Annotated in this window: 10 protein-coding genes; 1 reads left to right on the forward strand and 9 read right to left on the reverse strand. The window is 68.8% G+C overall.

Annotation, left to right across the window (positions count from 1 at the left end):
* Window positions 1–32 precede the first annotated feature (32 nt).
* The 8 genes from ACIBHX_RS27055 to glgX all read right to left on the reverse strand — a co-directional run bounded on the left by ACIBHX_RS27055 (window position 33) and on the right by glgX (window position 13,144).
* A complete protein-coding gene (locus ACIBHX_RS27055; RefSeq protein ID WP_397070048.1) occupies window positions 33–1,268 on the reverse strand; it encodes a hypothetical protein in 1,236 nt (411 codons plus the stop codon).
* A gap of 211 nt (window positions 1,269–1,479) precedes the next feature.
* Window positions 1,480–3,189 carry an ABC transporter family substrate-binding protein gene (locus ACIBHX_RS27060; RefSeq protein WP_397070049.1) on the reverse strand — a complete coding sequence of 570 codons (1,710 nt, stop codon included), beginning with the start codon at window positions 3,187–3,189 and terminating at the stop codon, window positions 1,480–1,482.
* Window positions 3,186–5,255 carry a dipeptide ABC transporter ATP-binding protein gene (locus ACIBHX_RS27065; protein ID WP_397070050.1) on the reverse strand — a complete coding sequence of 690 codons (2,070 nt, stop codon included), beginning with the start codon at window positions 5,253–5,255 and terminating at the stop codon, window positions 3,186–3,188. The genes ACIBHX_RS27060 and ACIBHX_RS27065 overlap by 4 nt, the downstream gene beginning before the upstream one ends.
* Window positions 5,252–6,091 (reverse strand): ABC transporter permease, encoded by an 840-nt coding sequence (locus ACIBHX_RS27070; RefSeq protein WP_397070051.1) that lies wholly within the window; start codon window positions 6,089–6,091, stop codon window positions 5,252–5,254. Before ACIBHX_RS27070 ends, ACIBHX_RS27065 begins: the two co-directional genes overlap by 4 nt.
* Window positions 6,092–7,069, reverse strand: a complete 978-nt coding sequence (locus ACIBHX_RS27075; RefSeq protein ID WP_397070052.1) for an ABC transporter permease — start codon at window positions 7,067–7,069, stop codon at window positions 6,092–6,094.
* A 163-nt stretch (window positions 7,070–7,232) separates the two neighbouring features.
* Complete coding sequence (treZ, locus tag ACIBHX_RS27080) at window positions 7,233–8,945, reverse strand: malto-oligosyltrehalose trehalohydrolase (protein ID WP_397070053.1); 1,713 nt, start codon at window positions 8,943–8,945, stop codon at window positions 7,233–7,235.
* A complete protein-coding gene (gene treY / locus ACIBHX_RS27085) occupies window positions 8,935–11,055 on the reverse strand; it encodes a malto-oligosyltrehalose synthase (RefSeq protein WP_397070054.1) in 2,121 nt (706 codons plus the stop codon). Before treY ends, treZ begins: the two co-directional genes overlap by 11 nt.
* Complete coding sequence (glgX, locus tag ACIBHX_RS27090) at window positions 11,048–13,144, reverse strand: glycogen debranching protein GlgX (RefSeq protein ID WP_397070055.1); 2,097 nt, start codon at window positions 13,142–13,144, stop codon at window positions 11,048–11,050. Before glgX ends, treY begins: the two co-directional genes overlap by 8 nt.
* A gap of 305 nt (window positions 13,145–13,449) precedes the next feature.
* Here glgX and ACIBHX_RS27095 point away from each other — a divergent pair, with 305 nt between their 5' ends.
* Complete coding sequence (locus ACIBHX_RS27095) at window positions 13,450–14,022, forward strand: hypothetical protein (protein ID WP_397070056.1); 573 nt, start codon at window positions 13,450–13,452, stop codon at window positions 14,020–14,022.
* A 411-nt stretch (window positions 14,023–14,433) separates the two neighbouring features.
* Here ACIBHX_RS27095 and ACIBHX_RS27100 read toward each other — a convergent pair whose 3' ends face one another.
* A complete protein-coding gene (locus ACIBHX_RS27100; RefSeq protein ID WP_397070057.1) occupies window positions 14,434–15,345 on the reverse strand; it encodes a threonine/serine dehydratase in 912 nt (303 codons plus the stop codon).
* Window positions 15,346–15,364: the final 19 nt, after the last annotated feature.

The following is a 15,364-nucleotide window of genomic DNA, read 5'->3' on the forward strand; positions in this document are numbered from 1 at the left end:
GGAGTTCTACGGCGACCGCTCGGATGCGGTGGTCACGCCACGAGGGCTGGAGCGGGGCTCTGGGTGACGCAGAGCCAGTCGTTGAGTGATCCGGCGAAGTCGGAGGGTGGGCCGACCTTCAAGCAGGTGACCTGCCCAGAGCCAGAAGCCGGTCCCACCTTGAGATGCGTGATCGGCTCCGGCGCAGGCACCGGAGCTACCCTGAGGCGAGCCCCCGAACTCCCCCCACCCTCGGAAGCGGCGGCGTAAGAGTGTCCCACCGTATCCAGCCGCTCGGGGCCGTACATGGCGACGCCCTCAGGAGGGGCGACGTGAGAGTGTCCGGCCATATCAGACTGCTTGAGGCCGTGCCTGGTGACGCCCCCGGGAAGGGCGGTGGGGCCGGCGTGAGGGGGTGCCGCTGCGGGTCTGCCGGGCGCAGGGGCGGGCCTTGCTGTGTTGGCGCGCTGCTCGGGGTCGTGCGTGGTGATGGGAGCGGGGTGGGATCCAGGGGTGGGGGGTTGGGGGGCGTAGGGGGTTAGGTGGACGTTGAAAGGTGGGCCGCCGGGGAAGAAGGCCTGGTCGATGCGGAGGTGGTCGTCGATCGTGCGTTCCGTGGCGGTGGGGTGGGTGGTGAGGAAGGTCAGATGGTCCGCCAGGAGGCGGGTGGCGACTGTGCGGAGGAGGGTCATCGCGCACAGGTTGTGGGCGCAGGCGGCGCCGTCGAGGGTAATCTCCGGGAGGGCGAAGCGGCTGAGGCCGCGCGACGTCACGCGGAGGCACGAGCAGGAGCCCGTGCCGGCGGGGTCCCAGGGCGGGCAGGTGGCGTCGTCGTGGACCTGGACGTCCCAGCCGAGCCAGTCGTCGGCCAGGCGGAAGTCGGCGGGCTCGCCCACGCAGCGGTCGCAGCTCAGGACCGGCGTGCCCGCGACGGGGTCGATCACCAGGCCGGAGTATTCCTTGGCCAGGGCTCTGGCGGTGGCGCGAGCCACCTGGAGGTTGTGTGGCAGCTCGTACAGGGCACACGTGGTCGTGACGAGCAGGTGATGTCGGGTACGGCGCAGCAGGCGGCGATCTTCCTCGGCCAGCGTGACGCCGATGGGTTTCCACTGCGAGCGCCGGCGGGTCACCACGCGCAGGGCGGGCGTGCCATATGCCTCGACGGCGGCTCTGCGGTACGGGGCGGCGACGCGCCAGGGGGCGATGGTTTCCAGGTCGGCGGGGGTACGCTCGACGGCTACCACGAACGTCGAGGTCAGCTCGGCGGGTAGCGGCAGGGTGATCGTCACGAGGGCCTCCGGGTGGGTGGGGTGAGGCCCCAGGATCGGCAAAGCTCGGCTGCCCGGGTGCGGTAGAGCGCGGTTCTGTGGACAACGCCGGGATCCCGCCGCATGGCTGTGGATACGGCCGGCCGTACCGGACCCGCCAGAACGCGAGCCACCCACAAGGGAAGGCCCCGGCCAGGGGAATGGCCGGGGCCTTGGAGGGCCTGGGGTGGGGTCAGCCGGTGAAGCCGACCGCCGTCCAGTCCTTGCTCTTGAAGCCGAAGGCGCCATAGTTGGCCAACGCCTTCTTGGCGGCGTAGATCTCGGGGCGCTGGTACAGCATGATCGTGTGCACCTCTTCCCAGATCATCTTGTCCGCCTCGTTGGTGAGCTGGATGGCCTTGGCCGGGTCGAGCTCGGTCTTGGCCGCGTCCATCTTGGCGTCGATCTCGGGGCTGCCGACGCGGGCGAAGTTCTGGCCCGGGTCCTCGACGCCCGCCTTGATGCTCTTGTAGATGTTCGAGGTCGACGAGATCGGGTACGGCGTGCCGAGCCAGGTGAACGGCGCGAGCTCGAAGTTACCCGGGGTGATGTACTTGGGGAACTGGTCGTCGTCGGAGACCGTCTGGACGTCGACCTTGACGCCGACCTCCTTCAGCATCGCCTGGGCGAGCTCGCACTCCTGCTTGGACAGCGCGTAGTTCGGGACGATGCAGCGCAGCGTGAGGACCTTGCCGTCCTTCTTGCGGAAGTCCCCGTCCATCTTCCAGCCGGCCTCGTCGAGCATCTGCTTCGACTTGTCGGGGTGGTACTGCGCGTACGGCTCGGTGTTGTCCTGGTAGCCCTTCTGCGTGTTGACGTAGAAGTGGTTGCCGAGCGTCTGCACGGGCCAGTCCATGTCCTTCAGGTCGGACTGGGAGATGACGTCGCGGTTGATGCCCATGGACACGGCCTGGCGGACCTTGACATCCTGGAGCATCGGGCTGGTGCCGTTGACGGTGAAGTGGCGCTGGAACGGCGCGGCGGCCTTGCGGATGTCGGCGCCGGGGATCTCCTTGGCCCGCTTGAGGTCAGCGGAGTTGGAGGGGATCTCGACCGCGTCGAGCTCGCCGTTGGCGAAGGCGTTGGTGGTCGCCGAGGAGTCCACCACCCGGAAGATGATCTTGTCGAGCTTGGCCTTCCTGCCCCACCACTTGTCGTTCGGGACCAGGGTGAGGGTCTTGGCCGTCTGGTCGACCTTGTCCACCTTGAACGGGCCGGCGGTGACGGGGAACTCGGTGGCCCAGCCCTTGTTGAAGGCGTCCGGGGTACCGGTGGTCGAGGCCGGATACAGCGGGGCGAACAGGCCGGTCCAGTCGGGGTAGTTCGCCGAGAAGGTGACGATGACGTCCTTCTCGGTGGCGCCCTGCTTGATGTCGGCGATCTTGTCGTAGCCCTCGGTCGAGGAGACCTTGAACTTCTTGTTCGACCCGTTCAGGGCCTTCCACTGGGAGATGAAGTCCTGGGCGCTGATCGGCTTGCCGTCCGACCACACGGCCTTCTCGTTGATCTTGTAGGTGACGACCTGCTTCCCCGAGGAGTTGTCCATCTTGTACTCGGAGATGAAGTTCGGGTCGTTGGTCACCGTGCCCTTGTCGTCCACGAGCATGGTCGTGGGCATGAGCGGCTCGATGACGGCGCTGACGTCCGCGTGCGTGCCGTCGAGCTCGTGGTAGTTCCACTGGTTGTGCCAGGCGGTCAGCGCCAGCTGGACGGTGCCGCCCTGCTTGACCTGGTCGTAGGCGACCTCGTTGATCGTCGCGCCGGGCAGCTCGGCCGCCTGCTTCTGGGCCTGCTGCGAGGACTGGGCGTTCGGCTTGTTCTTGTCCGCGCCGCCGCCGCCACAGGCCGACGCGGCCATGGCGAGGATCGCGGCACCAGCCGCGACCCGGTAACGAACCTTCACTCTTCCTCCTGATCGTTCGAGGCCGGAATGACCTCGATCTCCTCCGCGTAGTGGCAGGCAGCCCCATGATCGGCGGCGTTCGCGAGCCGGGTAACGGCAGGTTCCTGGGTGATGCACAGCTGCTGCTCGCCCGCCATGAGGCGGGTGAACTTCGGGCAGCGGGTACGGAAGCGGCAACCCGAGGGCGGGTCGGCCGGGCTGGGCAGGTCGCCTTCGAGAAGGATGCGCTTACGGGTGCGCTCCACCTCGGGGTCGGGCAGCGGGATCGCCGACAGCAGCGCCTGCGTGTAGGGGTGAGCGGGGTGGTCGTAGACGTTCTCCACCGAGCCGATCTCCGCGATCCGCCCCAGGTACATGACGGCGACACGGTCGGCCAGGTGACGGACGACGGCCAGGTCGTGCGCCACGAACAGGTACGACAGCCCGAGCGTGGTCTTCAGCTCCTCCAGCAGGTTGATCACGCCTGCCTGGATGGAGACGTCCAGCGCCGAGACCGGCTCGTCGAGCACCAGCACCTTCGGCTCGAGAGCCAGGGCTCTGGCGATGCCGATGCGCTGGCGCTGCCCGCCGGAGAATTGCTGCGGGTAGCGCGCGGCGTGCTCCGGCGACAGGCCCACCAGCTCAAGCAGCTCGGACACCCGCCGGTCGATGTCCTTGCGGCCGTGGGCGCGCAGCGGCTCGGCGATGATGTCGCCGACCGGCATGCGCGGGTCGAGCGCGGCCATCGGGTCCTGGAAGACGATCTGCAGGTCCCTGCGCAGCGACTTGCGCGAGGCCCGGTCCAGCGCGGAGCTGTCCTTGCCGAGCACCACGATCCGGCCGCTCTGCGGCGCCTCCAACTGCATGATCTGCTGCAGCGTGGTGGTCTTGCCGCAGCCGGACTCGCCCACCAGCGCGAGCGTCTCGCCCTCGGCGATGTCGAAGCTGATGCCGTCGACCGCGTGCACGGTGCCCACACGGCGCTTGAACACCGCGCCCTTCATCAGCGGGAAGTGCTTGACCAGGTCGTTGAGCTCGAGCACGGTCTCGCGCTGCTCACGCGGCACGCGCACGACCTCGCTCGGCGGGATCACCGGCACGGGGAAGACGTCGGCGCCGGTCAGGCCCTTGTGCTCGATCTCGCGCGAGCGGATGCAGGCCACGTGCCTGGCGCCGCTGATCTCGACGAGGTCGGGCTCCTCCTCCTGGCAGGCGTCTACGCGCATCGGGCAGCGCGGCGCGAACGGGCAGCCGGGCGGCAGCGCCGACGGCGAGGGCGGGTTGCCCTCGATCGGCACCAGCGGCCCGTCCTCGCCGTCGATCCGCGGGATCGACGCGAGCAGTCCCATCGTGTACGGCATGCGCGGCCGGTAGTAGATGTCGTCCACCGTGCCCTGCTCGACCGGCTTGCCGGCGTACATCACCAGCACGCGGTCGGCCATGCCTGCCACGACGCCCAGGTCGTGGGTGATCATCACGATGCCAGCGCCCGTCTCCGCCTGGGCGGTCTTGAGCACCTCGAGGACCTGCGCCTGGATGGTGACGTCAAGCGCGGTGGTCGGCTCGTCGCAGATGATCACGTCGGGGTCGTTGGCGATGGCCATGGCGATCATCGCCCGCTGCCGCATGCCGCCGGAGAACTCGTGCGGGAACGACTTGGCGCGCGCGCTCGGGTGCGGGATCCCGACCAGGTCGAGCAGCTCGACGGCCTTCTTGGCGGCCTTGTCCCTGCCGATCTTCTGGTGGATGCGCACCGCCTCGGCGATCTGGTCGCCGATCGTGTAGACCGGGGTGAAGGCCGACAGCGGGTCCTGGAAGATCATGCTGACGGTCTTGCCGCGCAGCCGGATGATCTCGTCTTCCGGCATGCCGAGCAGTTCCTGCCCGTGCAGCTTGGCCGAGCCGCTGACCACGGCGCTGCGCGGCAGCAGGCCCATCACGGCCAGCGAGGTCACCGACTTGCCTGAGCCGGATTCGCCGACGATGCCGAGCACCTCGCCGCGGGACAGCTGGTAGCTGACGCCGCGCACGGCCTCGATCCCGCCCTTGAAGGTGACGGTGAGGTCCCGAACGTCAAGGATGTTCATGAGTTGCTCCCCGGGTCGAGCGCGTCACGCAGGCCGTCGCCGAAGAGGTTGACGCTGAGAACGAGCAGCACGAGCAGCCCCGCAGGGAAGAGGAACAGCCACGGGTAGCCGGTGACCTTGTCGCTTCCGTCGGCGATCAACGTGCCGAGCGAGACGTCGGGCGGCTGGACACCGAATCCGAAGTAGGACAGTCCGGTCTCGCCCAGGATCGCGGCGCTGACGTTGAGCGTCGCGTCGATGATGAGCAGCGAGGCCAGGTTCGGCACGACGTGCCGCAGGATGATCCGCCAGCCGGGGATGCCCATGTACCGGGCGGCCTGGATGTACTCCCGGTCACGCAGCGAGATCGTCAGGCTGCGCACGACCCGGTCGGTGATCATCCAGGAGAAGGCCGCGAGCAGCACCACGAACCAGAGCCAGGATCCGCCCTTGAGCCGGGGCGAGATGATCGCGATGATCAGGAAGCTGGGCAGGACGAGCAGCAGGTCGACGCCGAAGGTGAGCACCCGGTCGACCCAGCCGCCGAAGTATCCGGCGGTGGCGCCGACGATCGCGGCCATGCCGGTCGAGATCAGCGCGACCAGCAGGCCGATGATGATCGACTTCTGCATGCCGTGCAGGGTGACGGCGTAGACGTCCTGGCCGATCTGGGTGGTGCCCCACCAGTGGTCGCCTGACGGAGGCGACAGGAAGTTCAGGAAGTCCTTGTCGCTCCAGTCGTAGGGGCCGAAAAACGGGCCCACGTAGGCCAGCAGCAGCAGGAGCAGCACGCCCGCCAGGCCGAACTGCGCCTGCCTGTTACGCAGCAGGCGGCCGATGACTACCTTGCGACGCATCTAGCTCACCCGAACCCTGGGGTCGAGGGCCGCGATGATCACATCGGAGAGCAGCCCGGCGAAGAGAATGCAGACAGCGGCGAAGACGTTGACCGCTGCCACCGAGTTGACGTCGTGCGCGTTGATCGAGTCGACCAGCCAGGCGCCCATGCCGTGCCAGTTGAAGATCTTCTCGGTGAACGTCGCTCCTGTCAGCAGGGTGCCGAAGGCGAAGGCGAAGTAGGTGGCCGCGGGGATGAGCGCGGTGCGCAGCGCGTGCTTGAACAGCGCCGTCCTGCGCCGCAGGCCCTTGGCCATCGCGGTGCGGACGAAGTCCTGGCCGAGCACGTCGAGCATCATGTTGCGCTGGATGCGGCTGTAGAAGGCGATCTGCCCCAGGCACAGCGAGATCGTCGGCAGGATCAGGTGGTTTATCCGGTTGGCGAACTGGTCCCAGCCGGACAGCGCCGGGTTGTATTCACCCAGGTACTCGAAGACCTTGGTCCCGGCCGCGCCGTTGATGTTGACCGCGACGATGGTCAGCATCGTTCCGATCACGAAGACCGGCACGGCCATGATCACGAATGAGCTGACGCCGATGACCTTGTCGCTGATCTTGTACTGCCGCACCGCGGCGAACGCGCCGACTCCGACGCCGATCGCCGAGCCCAGGATCGTTCCCACCAGCAGCAGGCGCAGGCTCACCCCGACGCGACGCCCCATCTCGTCGTTGACGGAACCGCCGTCCCAGGTCCTGCCGAAGTCGCCGTGCACCACGCCGGACACCCAGGTGGCGTAGCGCTCCAGGATCGGAGTCTTGTCGTTGATGTTGTACTGCGTCAGCGTCGCCTCGACGACGGCCGCAGGCGGGCGCGGGTTGCGCTGCTCGTAGTTGGCCCGTGGATTGATGCTCGACGCGGCGAGGAGATAGGCCAGACTGGCCGCGATCACCACGAGAAGCAGGTTGACCGCGAACCTGCGCAGCAGGTACTTACCCATCGCCCTCCGTTCGCACCAAACGGGGGTCATGGTTCAGGAAAGGGGCCCCCGCCTTAGGAAAACGCCGTCTCGCGTAGTGGGAAAGTCACTTGACGCGCTCATGACGGACGGGCAGCAGAATATCTGCGCAAACGTAACGGTGGGCAACCGTTGACTATAACGGTCAGATCACCGGGCGATAGATCACCATGGTCTGACCAGGCACGCGCAGGCCGTCCTGACCTGCGGATACAGGATCATCCGAGGCGAGTAGGACAACACCGTCAGGTAGTGGCAATGTCACAGAATCTGGACAAAAATTTACGGTTACGCAAAGTGAGCTTCGCCACATGACCAGCCATTTTCCGAGGGGGTCCGCCTCGACCCGAATCCTGTCAAGGCGAGGGTCAGAAAGCTCGGGCAGCGCCTTGCGCAGCGCGACGAGATCGCGGTACCAGCACAGCAGCGACCAGTGCTCCTCGTCCTTCAGCTCGCTCCAGTCGAGCTTGGAACGCAGGAACGTCTCCTCCTCCGACGGATCGGGCGCGTCCCAGTCGTGGCCGAACCCCTCGAACTCGCGCTGCCTGCGGGCCGCCTCGCCCGCGCGCAGCCCCGGCTCGACGTGGTCGGAGAAGAACAGGAACGGCGTGCGCGCCCCCCACTCCTCGCCCATGAACAGCATGGGGGTGAAGGGCGAGGTCAGCAGGAGCCCGGCGCCGAGCTTGAGCGCGGTCACCGGCAGCCGGTCGCCGCGCGGCCGGTTGCCGATCTGGTCGTGGTTCTGCAGGCAGCACACCAGCCGGTAGCCGGCGATCCCGGTGTACGGCAGGCCGTGCGCACGCCCGCGGAAGCTGGAATGGGTCCCGTCGTGGAAAACGCCGCCGGTGAGCACCTTGGCCAGCGCCGAGATGTCGGCGAAGTCGGCGTAGTACCCGTGGCTCTCCCCCGAGACGGCCGCGTGCAGGGCGTGGTGCACGTCGTCGTCCCACTGGGCGGTCATGCCCATCCCGCCGGCCTCCAGCGAGCGGACCATGCGGGGATCGTTCAGGTCCGACTCCGCGATCAGTGACAGCGGCCGCCCCACCGAGCAGGCCAGCGCGTCCACCTCCGCCGACAGCTCGGCCAGCAGGTGCCTGGCGCGGCTGTCGTGCAGGGCGTGCACCGCGTCCAGGCGCAGCCCGTCGGCGTGGTAGTCGCGCAGCCACTGCAGCGCGTTGTCGATGAAGTAGCGCCTGACCTGGTCGGAACCCGGACCGTCGAGGTTGACCGCCTCGCCCCAGTAGCTGCCCGCGAACCCGCCGAAGTAGGGCCCGAACGGGTGCAGGAAGTTGCCCGACGGCCCCAGGTGGTTGTAGACGACGTCCAGGATCACCCCGATCCCGGCCCGATGGCAGGCGTCCACGAACGACTTCAGCCCGTCGGGCCCGCCGTACGTCTCGTTGACGGCGTAGAGGTCGACGCCGTCGTAGCCCCAGTTGCGCCCGCCGGGGACGGGCGCGACCGGCATCAGCTCGACCAGGTCGACGCCCAGCTCGACGAGGTGGTCCAGCTTCTCGACGGCCGCCTCGAAGGTGCCCTCCGTGGTGAAGGTCCCCACGTGCAGCTCGTAGATCACCGAGCCGCGCAGGTCGCGCCCTGTCCATTCATGGTCGGACCAGGTGAAGCGGGCGTGGTCGTAGACGGCGCTCGGGCCGAAGACGCCCTCGGGCTGCCGCCGGGAGCGGGGGTCGGGGTAGGGGCCGTCGCCGTCGAGCACGAACCCGTACCGGTCGCCGTGCCCGGCCGCCGGCACGTCGGCCGACCACCAGCCCTGCTGTCCCGGACGCATGGGGTGACGCGTCCCCTGGACCTCGACCTCGACGACGGTGGCTCTCGGCGCCCAGACCTCAAAGATCATGACTCTCCATGAGTGCGACGGGATGCTGACCGAGCAGGTGCGCGAGCGGGATCCGCCCGGTGTAGAGCCCTCCGGTGAGCAGATCCCGCCACGCGCCACGAGGCAACGTCAAGGTGGTGGCGCCCCAGCCGTGCCGCATGCGCGCCGGGTCGGGCCACTCGGCCTCCGGGTCGGCGCGCCTGGCCAGGCCCACGGGCAGCCGGGTCGCCACGGCCACCGCGCGCACGCGCCGCCCCGGGCGGGCGAAGACGATCGCGTGCTCGGCCGCCTCCCCCTCGGCGTACAGCGGCTGGTACGGCGTGGCCGCGTCCAACCGGCGCCGCAGGTGCAGCGCCTGCCTGGTGACGCGCAGCTTGGCCGCGTCCCACCCGGTGACGGGCACGGGCGGATAACCGACGGGCCGCCGGTTGTCCGGGTCGACCAGGGAGAAGTCGGTCACCTCGTTGCCCTGGTAGACGTCGGGCACGCCGGGCATCATCAGCTGCACCAGCTTGGCGCCCAGCGAGTTGACCTGGGCGAAGGGGTCGATCCTGGCCGTGAACTCCCCCACGGGCAGCTCGAGGGCCCGCCGGGCGAACTCGCGGATGCCCTCCTCGTAGGCGGGGTCCTGGTTGACCCAGGAGATGTGGGTCTTGGCCTCGCGGGCGGCCTTGAGCAGGTAGGCGGTGAGGCGTTCGAGCGAGATCGGCCAGGCCGCCATCAGGTTCTGCCAGCCGAGGTAGTCGAGCAGCGGGTCGAAGCCGACGGCCCGCGACCACTCGGTCACCGCGGCCGCCCACGGCGAGGGCAGTTCCGACAGCACCGACAGGCGGGCCCGCACGTCCTCCGAGCGCTTGGTGTCGTGCGTGGACAGCGTGGTCATCGTCGCCGGCCGCATCCCGCCGCAGAAGTCGTGGAACTCCCCCACGGTCACGCCGAAGGAGTCGGGCTCGCCGCCCACCTCGTTCAGGCAGGCCAGCGGGTACCAGCGGTACAGCGCGGTGTCCTCCACGCCCTTGGCCATGACGGGTCCAGTGGTCTGCTGGAAGCGGGTGATCGCCTCTGCCGGGCCGTACAGGACCTGTTGGACGAGCGGGGCGACGGCGGGAGAGCAGCGGGCGGCGGCCTTCTCGACGATCTCGACGGAGGCGGGCGGCGGGGGCTCGCCCGGGTTGACGTAGGCGCGGTAGACGGGCATCGCGGTGAGCAGTTCCCTGATCGGCTCGGTGGCGCAGCCGGTGGCCCTGGCCAGGCGGTCGACCTCGGCGGTGAAGAACAGGTCGATGACCTCGCGCTTGGCGCGCTCCTCGACCTCGGCGTAGCCGGCGGGCTGTCCGGTCAGGCGGGTGAACAGGTCGATCAGCGGCGCCCTGCCCGCCGGATCGACGAACAGGCCGTTGACCCGGTTGAGCACCTCGTAGCCGGTGCTGCCCTCACACGGCCAGTCGTCCTGGAGGCGCTCGTCACCGATGAGGATCTTCTCCACGATCGTCCACACGCCGCCCGACCTGGCCCGCAGCGTGCGCAGGTAGCCGCGCGGGTCGGCCAGCCCGTCGGGGTGGTCCACGCGCAGGCCGTCGACCAGGCCCTCGTCGAGCAGCCAGAAGATCACCTCGTGCGTGGCCGCGAGCACCTCGGGGTCCTCGACCCGCAGCCCGATCAGCGACGACACGTCGAAGAAGCGCCGGTAGCCCGGCCCCTCACGGAAGTCGACCAGGTTCGCGTGCTCACCCGGCGGGCGCATGCCGGGGACCGCGATCTTCCCGTCCTGCCAGTCCAGGTCGAACCACTTCGCGTACGGCGAGGCCGGGCCATCCCGCAGCACCTCGAGGAAGCGCGGGTTGTCGGTATTCATGTGGTTGGGCACGATGTCCAGGACGATGCCGAGATCGTGCGCCGCCAGGGTCTCGGCCAGCCGGCGCAGGCCCTTCGCGCCGCCGAACTCCTCTCGGATCCTGGTCTGGTCCGTCACGTCGTAGCCGTGCAGCGAGCCGGGCGTCGACTGCAGGATCGGCGACAGGTAGACGTGGCTGACGCCGAGATCGCGCAGGTAGGGGGCGATCTCGGCGAGCCGGTCGAAGCCGAAGGCGGGGGTCAGCTGGACTCGGTAGGTCGAGATCGGGTCAGACACGGCGCAGCACCCGCACGCTGCGGCCCGGCACCGGGACGCCCTCGCCGGCCCGGCAGGTACGGGCCTCCACGATGATCGGCATGGCGGTGTCGATCTCGGTCTGCCACATCTCGCCGTAGTCCTTGGGGATCGTGAACCTGATCGTGTCGTAGTGGGCGTTGAACAGCAGCAGGAAGGAGTCGTCCACGATCCTGCGGCCGCGCCGGTCGGGTTCGGTGATGGCCTCGCCGTTCAGGAAGACGGCCAGGGACTTGGCGAATCCGGCGTTCCAGTCGGCGTCGGTCATCGTGGAGCCCTCCGGTTTGAGCCAGGCGATGTCGCTGAGCCCGCGAGCGGGCTTGCCGTAGAAGAAGCGCCTGCGGCGGAAGACCGGGTGCTTCTTGCGCAGCTCGGCCAGGCGCTGGGTGAACTCCAGCAGCAGCCAGTTCTCCCGCACGTCCGACCAGTCGACCCAGCTCAGCTCGTTGTCCTGGCAGTAGGCGTTGTTGTTGCCCTTCTGCGTACGCCCCAGTTCGTCGCCGTGGGACAGCATCGGCACGCCCTGCGACAGGAACAGCGTGGTCAGGAAGTTGCGCTTCTGCTGCTCGCGTAGCGCGATCACGGACGGGCCCGCGTCCTCGCCCTCGGCGCCGCAGTTCCATGAGCGGTTGTCGTCGGTGCCGTCGCGGTTGTCCTCCTTGTTGGCCTCGTTGTGCTTGCCGTTGTAGGAGACCAGGTCCTGCAGGGTGAAACCGTCGTGGCAGGTGACGAAGTTGATCGAGGCGGCCGGGCGGCGGCTGTCGTCCTGGTAGAGGTCGCTGGAGCCGGTGAACCTGGAGCCGAACTCCGGCAGCGTGGCGGGCTGGCCGCGCCACAGGTCGCGGATCGTGTCGCGGTAGCGACCGTTCCACTCCGTCCATCTGGAGGGGAAGTTGCCCACCTGGTATCCGCCTGGCCCCACGTCCCACGGCTCGGCGATGAGCTTGACCTGCGACAGCACCGGATCCTGCTGGACCAGGTCGAAGAAGGAGCTCAGCCGGTCCACCTCGTGCAGCTCCCTGGCCAGCGTCGAGGCCAGGTCGAAGCGGAACCCGTCAACATGCATGTCCGTCACCCAGTACCGCAGCGAGTCCATGATCAACTGCAGGGAGTGCGGTGAGCGCATGTTCAGGCTGTTGCCGGTGCCCGTCGTGTCGAGGTAGTAGCGGGCATCGTTGTCGACCAGCCGGTAGTAGTTCGGGTTGTCGATGCCGCGGAAGCCGAGCGTGGGCCCCAGGTGGTTGCCCTCCGCCGTGTGGTTGTAGACGACGTCCAGGATCACCTCGATGCCCGCCTCGTGCAGCGCCCTGACCATCGCCTTGAACTCCAGCACCTGGCTGCCGCGCTGGCCCTGGCTGGAGTACAGGTTGTGCGGGGCGAAGTAGCCGATCGAGTTGTAGCCCCAGTAGTTGGCGAGCCCGCGCTGCTCCAGGATGTCGTCGGTGACGAACTGGTGCACCGGCATCAGCTCAAGCGCCGTCACGCCCAGCCTGGTCAGGTGGTCGAGGATCTCCGGGTGGCCGAGCGCCGCGTACGTGCCCCTGATCTGCTCGGGGATCTTGGGGTGGGCGATCGTCAGCCCCCGCACGTGCGCCTCGTAGATCACGGTGTCGTGGTACGGCGTGGCCGGAGGGCGATCGTGGCCCCACCCGAAGAACGGGTTCGTCACCACCGACCTCGGGACGTAGGGCGCCGAGTCCAGGTCGTTGCGGCTGTCGGGCTGGCCGAACCGGTAGCCGTAGACCGCCTCGTTCCAGGTGATCTTGCCCTCGATGGCCTTGGCGTACGGGTCGAGCAGCAGCTTGGCCGGGTTGCACCGCAGCCCGCGGCCCGGATCGTAGGGACCGTTCACCCGGAAGCCGTAACGCTGCCCCGGGCCGACGCCTGGCAGGTAGCCGTGCCAGATGAAACCGTCGACCTCGCTGAGCGGCACCCTGGACTCGGCGCCCTCCTCGTCGAACAGGCACAGCTCGACCCCCTCGGCCAGCTCCGTGTACAGGGCGAAGTTGGTGCCCGCCCCGTCATAGGTGGCCCCGAGCGGGTAGGGGTCTCCCGGCCAGATCTCGATCATCGAGGCTCCCTTGCGGTCCCCCCCATGTTCCGCGCTGCCCTCCGCAAAGGCAAGATCATCAAGTTCCACCGAACCCCCCTCATCCCTCACCCCACCAACGGTTCCCCCAGAACCCCCTCCAGATGCCTCCTCCACCTGTGTCGTTCAGCAGGGAAGAATGGGTGAGCTTCCTCGACGACGTCAGGCGTGGCCGCTTCGACGAGTAGCCTCCCGACTCGCGGGGAGAGCCCGGTAGGGGCAGGTGTTCCCGGGTCCCGGGGCGGGCGGTCCGCGAAGTTCGGCGGCGCTTCCACCAGAATGGACGGGTGAGCGCTGAGTTGATGGTCTGGCGGGAACCGGAGCCGATCCCCCGCGATCGGGCCCGGGCCGCCTATCTGGCGACCAAGAAGACCCGGCCCGCCGAGGGGCCCGTGCCCGCGTACGCCAAGGAGCTACCCGGACAGGTCACGATATTTCAGGACCACGTGCTGGTGACGATGGACATGGACTCCATGGACGAGATGTCCACCCAGGTCTTCGCCATCGCCCGCGCCCACGGCCTGGCCTGCTACGACCCGCAGCGCGACCTCGTCCACAACCTCGCCCCGCTGGGGGTCTACGAGGGCATGCAGCTCCACACCGGCGACGGCATGATCGTCACGGACCCGGACCTGGGGCTGGTCCGCGACACGCTCGCCACGCTCTCGCCGCAGAACCCCTTCGTCGCGCTCGTCGTCTTCGGGCACCACTTCATCCAGGTGGCGCCGGGGTACGAGCTCGAGTACAAGGAGGGCACCCTGCGCAGCACGATGGTCGACGACCTCGCCGAAGTGCAGCGCGCCTTCCACGAGTACGCCACCGGCGCACGCGATTTCCTGTCCCGCAATGTCTGGACATGATCTCTTCTGTACGGCGAGCCACCGCACTTCGGCTGGGCGCGCTCTCCCTTCTGTACGGCGGGCCACCGCACTTCGGCTCGGCGGGCTCTTCCTTCTGTACGGCGGGCCACCGCCACCGCCAGTCACCGCACTTCGGCCGGGCCCTGTCCAGGGAGACGCTCCTCCGGTGATGCGTGGCTGACCGCCGCTACGACGCTTCATTTCCGGGCACCACGGTCCCGGTGACCCGCCGTACAAGGGCGCCGAGCTCCGCCGTACACCTTCCCGCCGCCCCGGCGCCCGAGGGTAGCCCGAGTGGCCGCACAAGCGCGCCCAGCGATCTTGGGGTACACCTGCGTGGCCACGACAAGTACGTCCCGCTACCCCGGTAGCGGGCGCGCTCAGCGGTCTCGGGGGACTGCCGTGTGAGGGTTAGAGGATTGAGCGGAGGAGGGTGGGGTCGGCGTTGCCGCCTGACAGGAGGGCGACCGTGCGGCCGGGTGGGGTGAGGCCGGCCAGGAGTGCGGCGGTGGTGACGGCGCCGCTGGGCTCGGCGATGAGGCGGGTGGTGCGGGCGATGTAGGCCATGGCGTCGCGGATCTGGTCCTCCGTGACCGTGACGATGGCGTCCAGGCGGTCCCGCAGGTGGGCGAAGGTGAGCTCGGAGAGGTCGGCCCGCAGGCCGTCGGCGATCGTGCGGAAGGTGCGCGAGGTGTCCCAGGACACGGGATGCCCGGCGCGCAGGCTCTCCTGGGCGTCGGCCGCCAGCTCGGGCTCCACGCCGATCACCTGGACCGAGGGGTCGAGGGCCTTGATGGCCGAGGCGATGCCGGAGGCGAGCCCGCCCCCGCTGACCGGCACGAGGACGACCTCGGCGGACGGCAGGTCGGCGAGGATCTCCAGCCCGATCGTCCCCTGCCCGGCGATGACCGCCAGATGGTCGTAGGGCGGGATCATGGTGAGCTCGCGTTCCGCGGCGAGCCGGGTGGCGGCGGAGATCCGCTCAGGCGGCGGCACGACGACGAGCGAGGCGCCGAAGCCGGTGATCCGGTCCATCTTGACCTGCGGAGTCCCCTCGGGAACCACCACGGTGCACGGGATCTCGAAGCGCGAGGCTGCGTAGGCGAGGGCCTGACCGTGGTTACCGGAGGAGTGGGTGACCACCCCGGCGGGTTTCAGCAGGGCGACGGCGTTGTACGCGCCGCGGATCTTGAAGGATCCGACGCGCTGCAGGCTCTCCGGCTTGATCCACGCCTCGCCCATGGGCACCACCGGTGTCCGTACGACGACGGGTTCGATTCTGGAGGCTGCGGCCTGGATGTCATCGATCGTCACGAGCTCCATGGCCCCACTCTAGGATCGC

It is taken from the genome of Nonomuraea sp. NPDC050536 (assembly GCF_044457685.1).
Taxonomy (GTDB): Bacteria; Actinomycetota; Actinomycetes; order Streptosporangiales; family Streptosporangiaceae; genus Nonomuraea.